Source organism: Campylobacter concisus (assembly GCF_902460875.1).
GTDB classification, from domain to species: Bacteria; Campylobacterota; Campylobacteria; order Campylobacterales; family Campylobacteraceae; genus Campylobacter_A; species Campylobacter_A concisus_AA.
Genome location: NZ_CABPVR010000012.1, coordinates 28,678 through 44,704, shown reverse-complemented (window position 1 = coordinate 44,704; position 16,027 = coordinate 28,678). Strand labels below are relative to the sequence as shown.

Annotated in this window: 19 protein-coding genes; 11 read left to right on the top strand and 8 right to left on the bottom strand. The window is 39.8% G+C overall.

Going from position 1 to position 16,027, the window contains the following annotated elements:
- On the top strand, positions 1-913 hold a 913-nt coding region (locus tag F3H01_RS09500), incomplete at its 5' end, for an EAL domain-containing protein (RefSeq protein WP_223155396.1).
- 3 nt (positions 914-916) lie between these two features.
- Here F3H01_RS09500 and F3H01_RS08395 read toward each other — a convergent pair.
- The gene (locus tag F3H01_RS08395; RefSeq protein ID WP_149725469.1) at positions 917-1,675 is read right to left on the bottom strand and encodes an exodeoxyribonuclease III; all 759 of its coding nucleotides are present in this window, start codon (positions 1,673-1,675) and stop codon (positions 917-919) included.
- 53 nt (positions 1,676-1,728) lie between these two features.
- Here F3H01_RS08395 and F3H01_RS08390 point away from each other — a divergent pair, with 53 nt between their 5' ends.
- Entirely contained in the window at positions 1,729-2,094 is a 366-nt protein-coding gene (locus tag F3H01_RS08390) for a diacylglycerol kinase (RefSeq protein ID WP_021090215.1), read from the top strand.
- A gap of 1 nt (position 2,095) precedes the next feature.
- A complete protein-coding gene (locus F3H01_RS08385) occupies positions 2,096-2,323 on the top strand; it encodes a replication/maintenance protein RepL (protein WP_149725468.1) in 228 nt (75 codons plus the stop codon).
- Positions 2,324-2,350: 27 nt separating this feature from the next.
- Here the strand turns inward: F3H01_RS08385 and F3H01_RS09600 are convergent, their stop codons facing one another.
- From F3H01_RS09600 to rpsT, 4 genes are all read right to left on the bottom strand, one after another.
- Positions 2,351-2,479 (bottom strand): hypothetical protein, encoded by a 129-nt coding sequence (locus tag F3H01_RS09600; RefSeq protein ID WP_262483526.1) that lies wholly within the window; start codon positions 2,477-2,479, stop codon positions 2,351-2,353.
- 282 nt (positions 2,480-2,761) lie between these two features.
- A complete protein-coding gene (locus F3H01_RS08375; protein ID WP_149725467.1) occupies positions 2,762-3,181 on the bottom strand; it encodes a TOBE domain-containing protein in 420 nt (139 codons plus the stop codon).
- A 343-nt stretch (positions 3,182-3,524) separates the two neighbouring features.
- Positions 3,525-4,592 (bottom strand): peptide chain release factor 1, encoded by a 1,068-nt coding sequence (gene prfA, locus F3H01_RS08370; protein ID WP_149725466.1) that lies wholly within the window; start codon positions 4,590-4,592, stop codon positions 3,525-3,527.
- Between the two features lie 13 nt (positions 4,593-4,605).
- A complete protein-coding gene (rpsT, locus tag F3H01_RS08365) occupies positions 4,606-4,875 on the bottom strand; it encodes a 30S ribosomal protein S20 (RefSeq protein ID WP_004317319.1) in 270 nt (89 codons plus the stop codon).
- A 157-nt stretch (positions 4,876-5,032) separates the two neighbouring features.
- Between rpsT and glmM the strand changes: the two genes are divergently transcribed.
- The 6 genes from glmM (at position 5,033) to F3H01_RS08335 (ending at position 9,725) form a co-directional block, all read left to right on the top strand.
- Positions 5,033-6,373, top strand: coding sequence for a phosphoglucosamine mutase (gene glmM / locus F3H01_RS08360; protein WP_107797477.1), 1,341 nt, complete (start codon positions 5,033-5,035; stop codon positions 6,371-6,373).
- The gene (lspA, locus tag F3H01_RS08355; RefSeq protein ID WP_149725465.1) at positions 6,366-6,818 is read left to right on the top strand and encodes a signal peptidase II; all 453 of its coding nucleotides are present in this window, start codon (positions 6,366-6,368) and stop codon (positions 6,816-6,818) included. Before glmM ends, lspA begins: the two co-directional genes overlap by 8 nt.
- Positions 6,808-7,170 (top strand): NINE protein, encoded by a 363-nt coding sequence (locus F3H01_RS08350; RefSeq protein ID WP_149725464.1) that lies wholly within the window; start codon positions 6,808-6,810, stop codon positions 7,168-7,170. The genes lspA and F3H01_RS08350 overlap by 11 nt, the downstream gene beginning before the upstream one ends.
- 9 nt (positions 7,171-7,179) lie before the next feature.
- On the top strand, positions 7,180-7,614 hold the full coding sequence (locus tag F3H01_RS08345) for a HemJ family protein (RefSeq protein ID WP_004317437.1): 435 nt from the start codon (positions 7,180-7,182) through the stop codon (positions 7,612-7,614).
- 9 nt (positions 7,615-7,623) lie between these two features.
- Positions 7,624-8,169 (top strand): HI_0983 family protein, encoded by a 546-nt coding sequence (locus F3H01_RS08340; RefSeq protein ID WP_149725463.1) that lies wholly within the window; start codon positions 7,624-7,626, stop codon positions 8,167-8,169.
- A gap of 116 nt (positions 8,170-8,285) precedes the next feature.
- Positions 8,286-9,725: an acetyl-CoA carboxylase subunit A gene (locus F3H01_RS08335; RefSeq protein ID WP_054195976.1), complete on the top strand. Its 1,440-nt coding sequence runs from the start codon at positions 8,286-8,288 to the stop codon at positions 9,723-9,725.
- A gap of 192 nt (positions 9,726-9,917) precedes the next feature.
- Here F3H01_RS08335 and F3H01_RS09495 read toward each other — a convergent pair whose 3' ends face one another.
- Entirely contained in the window at positions 9,918-10,259 is a 342-nt protein-coding gene (locus F3H01_RS09495; RefSeq protein WP_508610227.1) for a hypothetical protein, read from the bottom strand.
- Positions 10,260-10,480: 221 nt separating this feature from the next.
- On the opposite strand from F3H01_RS09495, the gene F3H01_RS08325 reads away from it, so the two are divergent.
- Positions 10,481-10,741, top strand: coding sequence for a hypothetical protein (locus tag F3H01_RS08325; RefSeq protein WP_188116368.1), 261 nt, complete (start codon positions 10,481-10,483; stop codon positions 10,739-10,741).
- Between the two features lie 197 nt (positions 10,742-10,938).
- Positions 10,939-12,297 (top strand): NADP-specific glutamate dehydrogenase, encoded by a 1,359-nt coding sequence (gdhA, locus tag F3H01_RS08320; protein ID WP_149725462.1) that lies wholly within the window; start codon positions 10,939-10,941, stop codon positions 12,295-12,297.
- 1,317 nt (positions 12,298-13,614) lie between these two features.
- Here the strand turns inward: gdhA and infC are convergent.
- Entirely contained in the window at positions 13,615-14,133 is a 519-nt protein-coding gene (gene infC / locus F3H01_RS08315) for a translation initiation factor IF-3 (RefSeq protein WP_087586816.1), read from the bottom strand.
- Positions 14,130-15,950, bottom strand: coding sequence for a threonine--tRNA ligase (gene thrS, locus F3H01_RS08310; protein WP_149725461.1), 1,821 nt, complete (start codon positions 15,948-15,950; stop codon positions 14,130-14,132). Before thrS ends, infC begins: the two co-directional genes overlap by 4 nt.
- Positions 15,951-16,027 lie beyond the last annotated feature (77 nt).

The following is a 16,027-nucleotide window of genomic DNA, read 5'->3' as shown; positions in this document are numbered from 1 at the left end:
CGCTATTGATGAAAAATTTGAAAATTTACCAGGCATAAAGATGGTGTTTGGTGTTTCATTGCCAAACGATACCCCACAAACTAACCGCCTAATGCAATCAGTCCTTGCAAATCAGCTCGCAATAGAAAATGGTAGCAATATTTACTACTATCTAGAAAATGACGCCATTGAGATGAAATATCACAAAAACCAGCTGGCAGTTCAGCTAATCGAAGATGCGTTAGAAAACGATAGAGTCATCGTAGAAGCACAAGGCATCTTTAACTTAGAAGAAAATGAAACCGAAGCAAAATATTATGAAGTTTTAGTTCGTATAATTGATCAAAATGGCAAGATACACTATCCGGGCGAATTTTTAGATATTGCTATGAAAACTCAGCTATATCCGCAAATAACCAAAAAGGTGATAAGTCTTGCGTTTGATCTTGCTAAAAGATATCCAGATTATATGTTTTCTATAAATTTATCTAATACAGACATAGCTGACGCTAGTATGAGAGAGCTTATAGAAAATAAACTAATCGAGTGCAAAGATCCTAATAAAATTTGCTTTGAAATGCTAGAGAGCGAAGAGCTTAGCGACTATGTTGCGGTAAATTCTTTTATAAAACGTGTCAAGGGCTATGGATGTAAAATTTCAATTGATGACTTTGGCTCAGGATACTCAAACTATTACCGAATTTTGGAGCTTGATATAGACACCATAAAGATAGATGGCTCGATAATAAAAAAGCTTCCATTTGACGAAAATGCTAGAGTTCTAGTAGAAACCATCGTAAGCTTTGCAAAAAAACAAGGCTACAAAATAGTAGCCGAGTTCGCAAGCTCAGAAGAAATTTTAAACCAAATCAAAAATTTTGGAATACCTTACGCACAAGGTTTCTTATTAGGCAAGCCCCGCAGAATGGAATAGTGGCTAAATTTCTATATCTATCCCAACTGGGCAGTGATCGCTGCCTGTGACCTCTGGCAAGATAAATGCGTCTTTTAGCCTATCTTTTAATCCTTGTGAAATAAAGAAATAATCAATTCTCCAGCCGACTTTTTTTGCCCTTGCGTTAAAGCGGTAACTCCACCACGAATAAGCGTCCGTAATATCGCCATTTATAGATCTAAAGGTATCTATAAAGCCACTTTTTAGCACCTCATCTATCCATGCTCGTTCGATAGGCAAAAAGCCTGAAGTTTTAGAGTTTGCCTTTGGGTTTTTAAGGTCGATCTCGCGGTGAGCGGTATTTACATCGCCACAAAATATCACCTCTTTACCGCTTTTTACAAGTTCTTTGCAGTAAGCTAGAAATTTCTCGTAAAAGTCCATTTTATAGGCTAGGCGCTCGTCATCCTTTTGTCCGTTTGGAAAATAGATATTAAAAAGTACAATATCGCCAAATCTATGCTCCAAAACACGCCCCTCCGTGTCATCAAAGAAGGCTGCCTTTTGTGTAGAAATGTCAAAATTTGCTAGGCTCATCACACCAGAGTATCCGGCCCTCTCGCCTGAGTTTACGCTTATATCTTTAAAGCCAAGGTTATAAATTTCTTTTGGCACATCACTTTCTTTAACTTTAATCTCTTGAAGTGCCAGGAAATCAGGCTTTTGCTCCGTAAGCCATGCAAAACCATCTTTTGTTACAAGTGCTCTAAGGCCATTTACATTCCAGCTAATAAGTTTCAAATTTCATCCTTTTTTTAATTATAATTATGCCAAAAATCGCAAAAAGGAAAATTATGAGAAACCAGCCAGAGTATAAATTTTTTAAAAATTTTGGCTACGCAAGAGAGGGCTTGGCTGAAATTTTTAAAAATGAAAAGAGCTTTCGAATAGAAATTTATATATTTTTGGTAACTACGATCTCGCTATTTTTTTGGAATTTTGACCTTGTTTTTAATCTATTTTTGATCTTTAGCATGGCATTTGTGCTAGTTTGCGAGTGCCTAAACTCTGGCTTAGAGCGAGTAACTGATCTTGCAAGCCCAGACTATCACGCCCTAGCAAAGGCGGCAAAAGATGCAGGAAGTGCAGCTGTGATGATCGCAAATTTCTTATGTGGCGCGCTTTGGTGCGTGGCAATAGGATATAAAATTTGGAGCTAGTATGAATGAAGAAATTTATAAGGCAATCATTGGCGAGAAAAAGGTAGAAATTATAAAATTGCTAGTTAAAAGCTGTGATGAAAATGGCTTTATTGTAGTAAAAATTTCAGAAATTTGTGAAAAGCTAGATGTCAGCAAACCAACCGTAATAAATACCTTTAAGCTGCTTGAAGAGAAGAAAATTTTCGAGCGAGTGAAAAACGGAGTTTATAGATTTAAAAATTTATAGTGGTGAGCAAACGCCTGCCACATCTTTTTAACTGATACTCTCAGCAGTAATCATGCTAAATGTCAAGCGGTCAGTTATCACGACGACCCTAGACGGCTGTGGCTCATGAACGCCACCTGTGATCTCACCAGCTACATATAGATTTGGTATAGGCATAGCCCGTTTGAGAGCTTATGACTTGGGCTTTTGTATTGATATTTAGGCCGCTTTGTGTGGTAAACTTTTGACGTGCTACGCTCTGCTTAAAATGGCAGATAGACTATAAAAGTAAAAAAATAATATAAATTTTAGCTATAAAATTTTTAAGTAAATAGCTTTAAAAATATTCACTACGACTTCTTTAAATTTATAACTTGGCTGATAATTTTTAGAGTATTTTAGATTTTAGCTTAAGAATGAAATTTTGTTTAGAAGAACGGAGCAAAATTGCTCCGTAAATTATTTAACACCAACTATGATTTGAGTTGCTTTGATAATTGCAGTTACTTTATCTCCTGCTTTTAATGCTAGGCTGCTAACTGACTCTCTTGTGATGATAGCAGAAATTTTACTTCCATTTACATCGATAATAACTTCAGCATTTACAGCTCCGTCTTTTATCTCGCTAACAACACCTTTGATTTGGTTTGTTGCACTAAGCTTGATGCTGTCATCTTTTGAAACGATAACGCTTGAAGCTTTGAATAAAAATATAGCTTTTTTACCAACTTTAAGATCAAGAGCTTTCTCGCTATCAACTGTTACAGTTGCTTTTAGGACTTCACCACCTGCAAGCTTAGCAGATATTAGCGAATTTACCGCACCTGTTCTTACTTCTGTGATCTCAACATTTAGTTGATTTCTTGCACTTATTGACATTTTGTCTCCTTGTTTTGAATTAAATTATGGTGAAATTGTAAGGTAGAATTATTAAGCAAAACTTAAAAGCTATTTATACAAAATTATAATATCAAAAATAAAAATTTTATACTTTTAAATGCCCTATAAATCGCTATTTGAGAAATAAAATCTAAAAATTTAATTTATATTATTTTAAAAAAAACGAGAAAAAATATTACTAACTACTACTTCTAAATATCTATTTTTGTAAAATTCTTGTAAATTTGGCTTTAAAGCTGGATAAATTTAAAGATATTTTTAAGTTAAAGTAATGTTTTTAGATAAAGAAAAAATATAAAATTTGAAGTGTAAATTTAAAAACTTAAATGCCAGCTTCAAGCATCGCTTCTGCTTGATAGTGAGTGATAAGCGGCTCAATGATCTCGTCAAATAGCCCTGCAGCCATGATCGCATCAAGGCGATAAAGTGTTAAATTTATGCGGTGATCGCTTATGCGGTTTTGCGGATAGTTATAAGTTCTTATCCTACCTGAGCGGTCTCCAGTGCCGACCTGACTCTTGCGCTCGCTAGTCTCTTTAGCAAGTCTCTCTTGCTCTTGCATCTCGTAAAGTCTAGCTTTTAGCACCTTCATCGCAGCTTCTTTATTTTTGTGCTGGCTCTTGCCATCTTGGTTTGTGACAACAAGTCCAGTTGGTATGTGCGTGATCCTAACGGCACTATCAGTTGTATTTACTGACTGACCGCCGTGACCTGAGCTTCTCATCACATCGACTCTTATATCATTTGGATTGATCTCGATCTCACTATCCTCGACCTCTGGCATAATAGCCACAGTCACAGCCGAAGTATGCACCCTGCCCTGGCTCTCAGTCTCTGGTACACGCTGAACCCTATGCGTGCCGCCTTCAAATTTTAGTCTTGAGTAAGCACCTTTGCCTTTTATAAGTACGATGATCTCTTTAAAGCCGCCAGTATTGCCTTCGCTTTGGCTAACGATCTCAAATTTATATCCACGAAGCTCTGCGTATCTGATGTAAGCGTTAAAAAGATCTCCAACAAATAGTGCAGCCTCATCGCCGCCAGTGCCTGCGCGAATTTCTAAAAATATATTTTTATCATCGTTTGGATCTTTTGGAAGAAGTAAAATTTTGATCTCTTCTTCAAGCTTCTCTCTTGAAATTTCTAAATTTTTAAGCTCGTCTTTTGCAAGCTCACCAAGTTCAGAGTCCTCAAGTAGGGCTTTATTCTCTTCGATGTCGTTTAGAATTTGTAGATATTTTTTTGCAGCAGTTGCGACTAGTTCGATAGATGATTGCTCTTTTGAGAGCTTTGTCATCTTTTCGATATCGTTTGCTATATTTGGATCGCTAAGAAGCGTAGAAATTTCATTATAGCGATCCAAAAATGGATGAAGTTTATCAGCAAACATTAAATTTTATAGATTAGGCAGCTTTTAGAGTATTTACTAATTGTGCAAGACGACTAACACGGCGAGCAGCAGTTTGTTTCTTCAAAAAGCCCCTACTTACGAAGCTGTGGATACTTTTATTAGCAACTTTTAAAGCTTCATTTGCAGCATTTAGATCTTTAGCTTCTACAGCTACACGCACTGCTTTTGTTATATTTTTAAGTCTTGTGCGGTAAAATCTATTTCTTTCTGTTCTTTTTATAGTTTGTCTAGCTCTTTTTTCAGCAGATTTATGGTTTGCCATAATATACCTTTTTGAATAATTTTAGTCGGTGATTATATTAAAGATATAATAAATTTAACCTTAATTTAAGTCATCCTTAATGAAAGTAAAATTTTAGATTTTAAATTAGGTAAATTCTGATAAAATAGCACAATTTTATAATAAAAAGGATAAATTGATGAAACTTTTTGGAACAGACGGAGTTCGTGGTAAGGCTGGCGAAAAGCTTTCAGCTCAAACATCTATGCGCCTTGCAATGGCTGCTGGAATTTATTTTAGAAAGACTTCAGCGACAAATGTGATTTTAGTTGGAAAAGATACTAGAAAAAGTGGCTATATGATCGAAACTGCCATCGTTGCAGGGCTAACTGCAGTTGGCTACAACGTCCTTCAAATAGGCCCTATGCCAACGCCTGCGATCGCATTTTTAACAGAAAATATGCGCTGTGACGCTGGTATAATGATAAGCGCCTCACACAACCCATACTACGATAACGGCATCAAATTTTTTGATAGCTTTGGCAACAAGCTTGATGAGACGATAGAGGCCGAGATAGAAAAAATCTTCTACGACGATGAGCTCATCGCAAACGCCCAAAAAACGATGACAGAGATCGGTGCAAACAAGAGGATCGACGATGTTATCGGCAGATATATCGTCCAGATCAAAAATTCATTCCCAAAAGAGCTAAATTTAAAGAATTTAAGAGTAGTTTTAGACGTGGCAAACGGAGCTGCTTACAAGGTCGCACCAACTGTATTTAGCGAGCTTGGAGCTGATGTCATCGTCATAAACAACGAGCCAAATGGTAGCAATATCAACCAAAACTGCGGTGCGCTTCACCCAGAAGATCTAGCAAGCGAGGTAAAAAGGCTTCGTGCTGACATCGGCTTTGCATTTGACGGCGATGCTGATAGGCTTGTCGTTGTCGATGAAAACGGCGAAGTTGTGCATGGCGACGCGATACTTGGCTCACTTGCAGCATTTTTACACGAGCAAAAGGCGCTAAAAGGTGGAGCTATCGTGGCTACAGTAATGAGTAACGCCGCGCTTGATGACTATCTAAAAGCTCACAAGATCAAGCTACTTCGCTCAAATGTAGGCGATAAATACGTGCTTGAGATGATGAAAGAAAATGGCATAAATTTTGGCGGAGAGCAAAGCGGTCATGTCATATTTAACGACTACGCCAAGACTGGCGACGGCCTTGTTACCTCGATGCAAGTTGTCGCGATGATGCTTAAAAAAGGTAAAAAAGCTAGCGAAATTTTTGGAGAGCTAAAGCCGTATCCACAAATTTTGCTAAATTTAAAGATCACAGAGAAAAAGCCGCTTGATAAGATAGAGGGGCTAAAAGAGCTTGAGGCTAGCCTTGCAAAAGAAGGCATAAGATCGCTCTTTAGATACTCTGGCACTGAAAATTTGATCAGACTTTTGCTTGAGGGTAAAAATCAAACTTTAGTTGAAAAACGCATGGATGAAGTTGAGAAATTTTTCATAAAAGCCTTAAATGCGTAAAAACTTAGTCAAATTTTTCATCGCGTTTTTTGTCATTTTTATCGTTGATCAAGCGATAAAGATGATATTTATAGATGGTTTTTCGTGGGACGGCGAGTTTTTTTCGCTAGTTCTTACATATAATAAGGGCGTTGCATTTTCGATGTTTGCCTTTTTAGATGAGTGGCTGAAATTTATCCAGATAGCCCTCATTTTAGGCGTTTTTGTCTATCTAGTTGTTGAGAAAAAACTGCTTTGCTCGCATGCCATTTGGCTTGGAGCTTTGCTAGGAGCTGGCAGCTCAAATATCACAGATAGATTTATCCATGGTGGCGTCGTGGATTATGTCTTTTGGCATAAGTGGTTTAACTTTGCGGTCTTTAACTTCGCTGATGTGATGATCGACCTTTGCGTGGTGATAATACTTTGGCAAAGTTTTAGAAAAAGGAGAGAGAGTGGGAAATAACATCTATGTTGCCTACGCACTTTGGCTATTTACTGGCTGGCTTGGAGCGCATAGAATTTACCTTGGTAAATTTATCACTGGTTTTTTGATGATGGGACTATTTTTTATCGGTTACTCTTTACAAATCATCCTCGTTGGTTATTTATTCTTGGCTATTTGGGGCATTTGGTGGCTAATCGATGCATTTTTGGTTGGCGCTTATGTCGAGAAAAATTTACAAAAGGCCGAGCTAAAAGAGAGGCTAAAGCTAAAAGATAAGGAAGAAGACTTGAAAAGGCTATACGAGCTTTTTGAGAGTGGTGCCATTAGCAAGGCTGAATTTGAAGCTAGAAAAGAGATACTTTTTAGATAAGGAGACGTTATGGCAGAATATTATCTTTACTTAAAATACCTCCACTATTTGTTTTTCATCTCGTGGATGGCAGTGCTGTTTTATCAGCCAAGGCTCTACGTTTATCACGTAGAAAATATGGACAAACCTGACTTTGTAAAAGTGGTCGAGGTGATGGAGTATAAGATGTATCACTACATCGGTTGGGTCGCACTCATTGGCTCATTTGTCACTGGCATTTTGATACTTATCGCGATGCCTGATCTTATAAAAACTGGTCACATCCACGTCAAAATTTTAGTTGTCATCTTAATGGCTATCTATCACCTAGACCTTGGACGCTACATGAAGCAGCTCAAAGAAAAACGCTGTAACAAAAGTGGCATCTTCTTTAGAGCTTACAACGAAGTGCCAACTATTGCGATGCTTATCATTATCTGGGTAATGATAGTAAATCCATTTTAAGGGAATTTGATGAAGAAACTTTTAGTATTTATCGCTTTGCCAGCACTCTTGCTTGCAGCGACTCAGTACTTTGAGCCAGTGCAGATAAAATTTGACAACAGACTATATTCACTAGCATATTCAGCCAAGCCTGTGCCAAATTTATTCACACAGGAGTATTTGCTCCCTGGCGAAAAGCTAGAGAGTTTTAGCTACATGCTCTCGCTAAATACGCTTAAATTTGACGCTACAGTCGAGCAAGCAGTCGAGCAAAAGATAAATGATCTAAAAGAGCTAAAGGCAAAAGGGCTAAAAGTGGCTTATAAAAAGGGCTCGCTCGCAAATGAAATTTATCTTGATATCACGATATTTTCAAACCTAAATGGCGTGCCAACAGCCGAGCACTCGATATATCGCTACACCAAGCAAGGCGGAAATTTAGTCCTTTTTACCATCCAAAGGCGCGCTTATAAAAAAGAGGGCATTCAAAGATTTGCTACAAATTTCACGATCGAGTCGCAAGATTTTAGCAAAAAAGCCCTAGCTACACCTTTTCCACAAATCATCAATAGATAGAAAAATTTGAGTGTAAATTTAGCCTTTGCACTCAAATTTTAAAACCAGACTTAATAAATTTATCTAAAAATAAAACGAATAGTTATATGATAGGAAAAACTCAAAAAGGATAGCCTATGATACATAAAATTCTTATTGCAAATCGTGGTGAGATCGCAGTTAGGATAGTCAGAGCTTGTAGGGATTTACACATCCAAAGCGTAGGAATTTACACAGCGCCAGATAGCGAGTGCTTGCATGTAAGGATCGCTGATGAGGCCTATCAAGTGGGCGAAGATCCGATCAAAGGTTATCTTGACGCCAAAGCTATCGTAAAGCTTGCTAAAGAGTGCGGGGCTGACGCGATACACCCAGGATACGGCTTTTTAAGCGAAAACTACGAATTTGCAAAGGCGGTTGAGGATGCTGGGCTTATCTTTATCGGTCCAAAGGCTGAAGTGATAAGAAAAATGGGTGATAAAAACATCGCAAGATACCTAATGAAGAGAAACGGCATACCAATCGTTCCAGGCACAGAAAAGCTAAATGACGAGAGTATGGATGCCATAAAAGAGCACGCTAGACGCATCGGCTATCCAGTCATCTTAAAAGCAAGTGGTGGCGGTGGCGGACGTGGTATCAGAGAAGTTTGGCAAGAAGAAGATATGCAAGATGCCTTTGAGTCGTGCACCAGAGAGGCAAAGACCTACTTTAACAACGATGAAGTTTTTATGGAGAAGCTTGTCGTAAATCCTCGTCACATCGAGTTTCAAATTTTAGGTGACAACTACGGCAATATCATCCACCTTTGCGAGCGTGACTGCTCTATCCAAAGGCGCCACCAAAAGATCATCGAGATCGCACCTTGCCCATCAATTAGCGAAAATTTAAGAAAGATCATGGGCGTGACCGCAGTGGCTGCTGCAAAGGCTGTGGGCTACTCAAACGTAGGAACGATCGAGTTTTTGCTAGATGACTACAATAACTTTTACTTCATGGAGATGAACACTCGTATCCAAGTGGAGCATGGCATCACTGAAGAGATCACCGGCCACGACTTAGTCGTTAGGCAAATAAGGATCGCAGCTGGCGAGATACTAGAGATCGAGCAAAGCGATATCAAACCACGCGGCTACGCGATAGAGGCGAGGATCACGGCTGAAAATGTCTGGGAGAATTTCATCCCAGCACCAGGCACGATCGAGGGCTACTACCCAGCTCTTGGCCCATCTGTACGTGTCGATAGCCACGTCTATAAAGACTACACCATACCACCATTTTATGACTCACTAATCGCAAAGCTGATCGTAAAGGCAACCGATTACGACCTAGCGGTAAATAAGCTTGAAAGAGCACTTGAAGAATTTACCATCGAAGGCGTGCGAACGATCATCCCATTTTTGCTAACGATTAGCAAAAGCAAGGAGTTTAGACGAGGATTTTTCGATACTAGCTACGTTGAGAAAAACTTAAAAACTATCCTTGAAAACACCTATGATGATATGAATAAAGAGCCAAACGACGACCTAGAAGAAGTCATCGTAGAGGCGATAAAAAGATATAAAAAGAAGAGATAAATTTATCTCACACTACGGCTTTGGCGATAAATTTCGCCAAAGCTAAATTCTCGCGCAAACTGCGTGCGTCTTAGTTTTATCATTTACCACAGCGTAGAGCCTGCTAGCATGATCTGATCTGCACTAAGTCTAAATTTCTCAAACTCTATCTCTTTTAAAAGCAAGCCATTTGTAGCACTTATCAAAACTGGCTTATTTTTTATGATTTGCGAACAAAATTTGACCATTAGTCCAAGTAAAATGCTCCGCGCCACTTGTTTTAAATTTAAATATCACTTCACCATTTTTTACCTCAACAGCGTATAGATCTCCGCCCTTGCCAGCGGTACCAAAGTAAAGCACCCCATCATTCAGACAAACTGGCGTGTAGAGATATGCGCCAAGCTTTAGCCGCCAGATGGTCTTGCCTATCCTTGCGCCCTGCTCTTTGGGCGGCAAATTAGCGTTTAAATTTTCATCTTTTGCTTCGCTTTTGAGCTCTGCTCCGCCCAAAATTTCTTTACACTCCATCATAAATGGCGAGCTCATTCGCACGCAAAAGCCCTCAATTTCGTATGTTTTAGCGTCGTTATAAATCTCTTTTATGGGCTACGCGGCTTTACCAAGCTAATTTACCTTATCATTAATCCTTTATAACATCTCACATTTAGTGATTGCTAGTTTTCTTAGTTATCTCTGCCAGCTTTTTAAATTTATGAAGATCGTGGTCTAAGTTTGGCGGCAAATGGTGGCAAGGTAAAGCTCGCCCTTTAAATTTGATAGTTTTTGCTGCGGGTGATCCGTGGATATTTTTGCTTGATTGCACGAGTGGCGCGGTCTATGCATGGCTCTTTGGAGATGAGGAGCTTTGCGGTAGATGCATCGCAAGCGACTTTGAGAAATTTTTCATAGCACTTGCTAGCATCGATATAGCAAGGTTAAATGAAGAAACACTGCCATCAACCCAGCATATCCTAAATTTTGTCCGAGCAGACGACACAGCACGTCCTTTCTGGCAAGAGATGGCGCAAATTTAGTAAATTTAGACTCACTCTAGCCAAATCCTCTTTTATAAATTTATCCTAGTGATCGAAACAAAAATCACATTTCATAAATTTAGTTTCGATATGTAACGCTCATCGCCTAAAATAAAAATATAAAAATAAATTTAAATAAAAATTTTTTCTAGGAGAGTTAATATTCAACTACGAAAATTTGACGAATAGGAGCCAAAATGAGCGAGTACATCGAAAAAACGATGGAGTGGATAAAAAAGACCAATCCGGGTCAAGGCGTCTTTGTCCAGGCTGCGACCGAGGTTTTAAACAGCCTCGAGCCGCTTATAAAAAGAGAGAGCAAGTACCAAAAACACGCGATCCTAGAACGCATCGTCATACCTGAACGCACGGTGATCTTTCGCGTCACGTACACGGGTGACGACGGCAGACCGCAGGTAAATAACGGCTACCGCGTGCAGTTTAACTCGGCTGTGGGCCCCTATAAAGGCGGCATCAGACTGCATCCTAGCGTCGATCTTGGCGTGCTAAAATTTCTTGGATTTGAGCAAATTTTTAAAAACTCTCTCACGGGCGTAAATATCGGCGGCGCAAAAGGCGGCAGCACCTTTGATCCAAAAGGCAAAAGCGAGGGCGAGATAATGCGCTTTTGCCAAGCGTTTATGAGCGAGCTATACCGCCACATCGGCAACACCGTGGACGTGCCCGCAGGCGACATCGGCGTGGGAGCGCGCGAGATAGGCTATATGTTTGGGCAGTATAAAAAGCTCACGGGTAGATTTGACGGCATACTAACGGGCAAGGGCCTAAACTGGGGCGGTAGCCTAGCGCGCACGGAGGCGACCGGATACGGGCTGGTATATTTCACGCAAAACATGCTGCAAAAAGCGGGCCTTGGGCTAGAGGGCAAAAAGTGCAGCATAAGCGGTAGCGGAAACGTCGCCATATACACGGCAGAAAAGCTCTATCAAGTAGGTGCACTGCCTATCACGGTTTCTGATTCAAACGGATACGTTTACGACGCTGAAGGCATCGATCTAGCGGTGCTTAAAGAGCTAAAAGAAGTAAAACGCGCGCGCCTTAGCGAATACGTCAAATTTAGACCGAACGCAAAATACGTAAGCGTAAGCGAGTATAAAGAGGGCAGAAACGGTGTGTGGGACGTGCCGTGCGACGGGGCGTTTCCGTGCGCGACGCAAAACGAGCTTCACCTAGCCGATATCAAGACGCTTTATGCTAACGGCTGTCGCTTCGTGGCTGAGGGCGCAAATATGCCAAGCACGCTTGATGCGATAAATTTCATGCTCGCGCAAAAGGATTTTTACTTCGCTCCGGCAAAGGCGGCAAACGCAGGCGGCGTGGGCACAAGTGGCCTTGAGATGATGCAAAACGCCGGCATGACCGCGTGGAGCTTTGAAAAGGTAGATCACAGACTTCATGGCATCATGAATCATATCTTTGAGCTTAGCTACGAGACTAGCAAGGAGTTTGGCGACGAGGGAAATTTGGTGCTTGGCTCAAATATCGCTGGCTTTAGAAAGGTTGCCGACGCGATGATAGATCAGGGATACGTGTAGGGCTGATTTTGCTCTTAGCTCTATAAATTTGCGTCCAAGTTAAATTTGGATGCAAATCAATATGAAATAGTTTTAGGCTTTTAGTTAAAAAAGAATTTGCCTTTTGTATGGCAAATTTTACTGACAAACTATCAAATTTACGCTAGTTTGAAGTATTATTTTATGCAGCGTTCGTTTTGACAAATTCGCGGTGGTGTGATATATGTGGATTTGAAGCTCACCTAAATTTAAAATATTGATACTAAGGTGGCGAGCAGATCACTATTTTTAGAGCATTTAATAGAAATTTTGTCAAAAAAGCTGGCGTGGTGGCAAATGGTGGAGTGGCGAGGTTGTGCAACAAATTTGAAAGTTTTTGCCATGTATGCTTTTGCTTGATTGTACGAGAGGTATGTTTATGTGTAGCTGTTTAAAGATGAAGAAATTTGTAGCAGGCGCGTTGCGATCGAGAAATTCTTATAGTGTTAGCTGGCATCGATATAGCAAGGCAAAATGAAGAAGTTCTGGTAGAGAATGAGCAAACACTAAATTTTATACAAGCAGATTATAGGGTATTTGATTTTTGCCAAGAAATGGCTTATAAAATTTAGTAAATTTATGCTCACCCAGCCTAAAATTCTCTTTTATAAATTTAAACTACAAACAAGCGATTTTTTAGCAAATTTATACAGCTACTAGGCGAAATTTAGCTTATAACACTCGCACAGGCACCATGAATTTACAACTCGAAAGAAGTTATCAAATTTACTCTTTCAGGCGAGCTCTTGCCTAGTCGAATTTCAGCAAAGTGCCCATGTAATGGTTGGCGGAAAAAGGATGGAACAAATTCTAGTAAGTAAAAATTAAAATTTGCTACATTTAATCCACGAACAAGCAAATTTATCGTCAAATTTGGTCGCCACATAAAACCAAGAGTAGTCAAAGCTTTTTGTAAAAAGCATTATTAAAGCTATATCCCATTACCAAATTTAGCTAAATATTAGGCAAAATTTAGCTTAAAAATACTCACGCAAGTACTAAAAATTTATAAACTCGCAAGAAAGTCGATTTGCCTAGATTTTTTTCAGCACAACACCTATGCGAGCGATAACAAAGCGGGTAAATTCCAGCAAGTAAAGACCAAAATTTACTAAATTTAAACCACATCCAAATTTTGCCTATCAAATTTAACCATAAGGTATATCAACCCTGCAAACGCCTTTGCGTAAATTTAACAGATATAAAAATGATAGGATTTTTGAAAATAGTTATTTATGAGTTTTTGTATTAAAAATTTAATGAAAAAAGAGCAAGCCCTAGCCTGCTCTTTGTGAAAATTTAACCCTTTTTTGGAGTTACAAGCATATTTACATAACGACCTTCTATTATAGGCTCTTTGTCGCGATCAGCCTCATCTTTGATCATCTCCCAGACCTTCTCAAGCATGGCTACGCCAGCCTCTGGAGTGCTCATCTCGCGACCCTTTAAAAATACACGAAATTTAACGTGTTTGCCATCTTGCAAAAACTCGCTTGCGTGTTTAACCTTGTAGTTTATATCGTTTTGGGCGATCTTGACAGAGAGTTTTATCTCTTTTATCTCGATGGTTTTTTGCTTTTTCTTAGCCTCTTTTTGCTTTTTCTCTTGCTGATAGCGGAATTTGCCGTAGTCCATTATCTTGCAAACTGGCGGCTTCGCATCTGGCGCTATAAGCACTAGATCAAGCCCAAGCTTATTTGAGATCTCCAAAGCCTCTTCTCTTGAGATGACACCGTATGCCGTGCCATCATCCCCTACACATCTTACCTCTCTCGCCCTTATGTCCTCATTGAGCAATACTTCATTTTCCTTACTCAAAAATGTACCTCACTAAGTTTCTCCTTCGTTAAATTTATAAATTCCGCCAAGCTCATATCACTCTGCGTCCTAGCCTGTCTGTCGCGTAGCGCAATGCTCTTGTTCGCTACTTCGTTGTCACCTAGCACGACTATCATAGGCACCCTTTGTTTTTCAGCCGTTCTTATTCTTTTATTTAAACTCTCATTTTTACTTGCAATCTCGCTATCGATGTTGATATTTCTTAGCTCGCGTGAAATTTCTTTTGCGTAGTCTAAATGTGCGTCGCTAATAGGCACGATGACGACTTGCGTAGGAGCTATGAAAAATGGTAGCTCACCAGCAGTGTGCTCAAGTAAAATTCCTATAAATCTCTCAAAACTGCCAAGTAAGGCTCTATGTAGCATTACGGGGCGTTGTCTTTCGTTGTTTGCGTCGATGTAGCCTAGATCAAAGCGCTCTGGCAAGTTAAAATCGACCTGGATCGTGCCGCACTGCCACTTTCTCTTAAGCGCGTCGGTGATTTTGATGTCGATTTTTGGTCCATAAAATGCGCCACCGCCCTCGTCGATACCGTATCTAAAACCGTTTTCATCAAGCGCTTCTTTTAGCGCTTTTGTAGCAGTTTCCCAAATTTCGTCCCCGCCGATCGCTTTTGCAGGTTTGGTTGAAATTTCCATCTCGTAATGAAAGCCAAAATTTTCCATTATCTTGCCAGCAAATTTTAAAATTTCTAGGATATTTTCTTTGATTTGACTTGGCATACAAAAGATATGTGAGTCATCTTGTGCAAATTCTCGAACTCTAAAAAGTCCATGTAAAACGCCGCTTTTTTCGTGGCGATGCACGACGCCGTATTCAAAAAATTTAAGTGGCAAATCGCGGTACGAGCGGATGTCGCTTTGATATACCTTGATGTGGCCGACGCAGTTCATCGGCTTTATGCCGTATTCTGCCTCGTCGATCGTCGTAAAGTACATATTTTCTTTATAGTTTGCGTAGTGGCCGCTTCTTCTCCACACGTCGGCCTTTAAAAGCTCAGGCCCACGCACTGGCTCGTAGCCGCGGTCGCGGTGAGCTTTGTATAAAATTTGCTCTAGTTTTGATCTCAAGCGTCCGCCGTTTGGTAGCCAGATCGGTAAGCCACCACCCACTTCTTCATCAAAAGTAAATAGCTTCATCTCTGTACCAAGTTTTCTATGGTCACGCTTTTTAGCCTCTTCGATTATGCGGATATGCTCTTTTAAACTCTCTTTATCTGCATAAGCTGTGCCATAAATTCTAGTTAGCATCTCACGGCTCTCATCGCCACCAAGATAAGCTCCAGCCACGCGTGTTAGTTTGAAAAATTTTAAAAATTTGGTATTTGGTACGTGTGGTCCGCGGCAAAGATCTTCAAAATCACCTTGTGAGTAGCTGCTCACTTCGCCATCTGGGATTCTTTTTAAGACCTCTTGTTTTAGGTCGTCATCTTTAAATTTATCGCTCATATTAGCTTTGGTTGAGCAGGTTTTTACGATGTCAAATTTCTTCTCAGCAAGCTCTTTCATTTTTTCTTCGATCGCAGCTAGATCGCTCTCGCCTAGCTTTGTGCCCTCATCATCAACTCTAAAATCATAATAAAACCCATCTTCTACGTTTGGTCCGACAAAGAATTTCGCCTTTGGATAGAGTGACTTGATAGCTTGTGCCATGAGGTGCGCACAGGAGTGTCTGATAACGTGTAGTGCTTCTTTTGAGTTGTCAAAATAGATAGGCTCAGCACCACTCTCACGCCCTGCGATACTTTGTGTATCGACTATTTCGCCATTTAGTTTGTATGCGATGATATCGCTCATTGTTTTTCCTTATATCAAATTGTCTTTTTTACGATAAAAGAACGATTAAGGATTTTATCTAAATGGGCTTTAAGCTA

Coding starts and splice junctions, on each gene's coding strand:
- F3H01_RS08390 (WP_021090215.1), top strand. CDS start 1,729: ATGAGAAACCAGCCAGAGTATAAATTTTTTAAAAATTTTGGCTACGCA.
- F3H01_RS08385 (WP_149725468.1), top strand. CDS start 2,096: ATGAATGAAGAAATTTATAAGGCAATCATTGGCGAGAAAAAGGTAGAA.
- F3H01_RS09600 (WP_262483526.1), bottom strand. CDS start 2,479: ATGCCTATACCAAATCTATATGTAGCTGGTGAGATCACAGGTGGCGTT.
- F3H01_RS08375 (WP_149725467.1), bottom strand. CDS start 3,181: ATGTCAATAAGTGCAAGAAATCAACTAAATGTTGAGATCACAGAAGTA.
- prfA (WP_149725466.1), bottom strand. CDS start 4,592: ATGTTTGCTGATAAACTTCATCCATTTTTGGATCGCTATAATGAAATT.
- rpsT (WP_004317319.1), bottom strand. CDS start 4,875: ATGGCAAACCATAAATCTGCTGAAAAAAGAGCTAGACAAACTATAAAA.
- glmM (WP_107797477.1), top strand. CDS start 5,033: ATGAAACTTTTTGGAACAGACGGAGTTCGTGGTAAGGCTGGCGAAAAG.
- lspA (WP_149725465.1), top strand. CDS start 6,366: ATGCGTAAAAACTTAGTCAAATTTTTCATCGCGTTTTTTGTCATTTTT.
- F3H01_RS08345 (WP_004317437.1), top strand. CDS start 7,180: ATGGCAGAATATTATCTTTACTTAAAATACCTCCACTATTTGTTTTTC.
- F3H01_RS08340 (WP_149725463.1), top strand. CDS start 7,624: ATGAAGAAACTTTTAGTATTTATCGCTTTGCCAGCACTCTTGCTTGCA.
- F3H01_RS08335 (WP_054195976.1), top strand. CDS start 8,286: ATGATACATAAAATTCTTATTGCAAATCGTGGTGAGATCGCAGTTAGG.
- gdhA (WP_149725462.1), top strand. CDS start 10,939: ATGAGCGAGTACATCGAAAAAACGATGGAGTGGATAAAAAAGACCAAT.
- thrS (WP_149725461.1), bottom strand. CDS start 15,950: ATGAGCGATATCATCGCATACAAACTAAATGGCGAAATAGTCGATACA.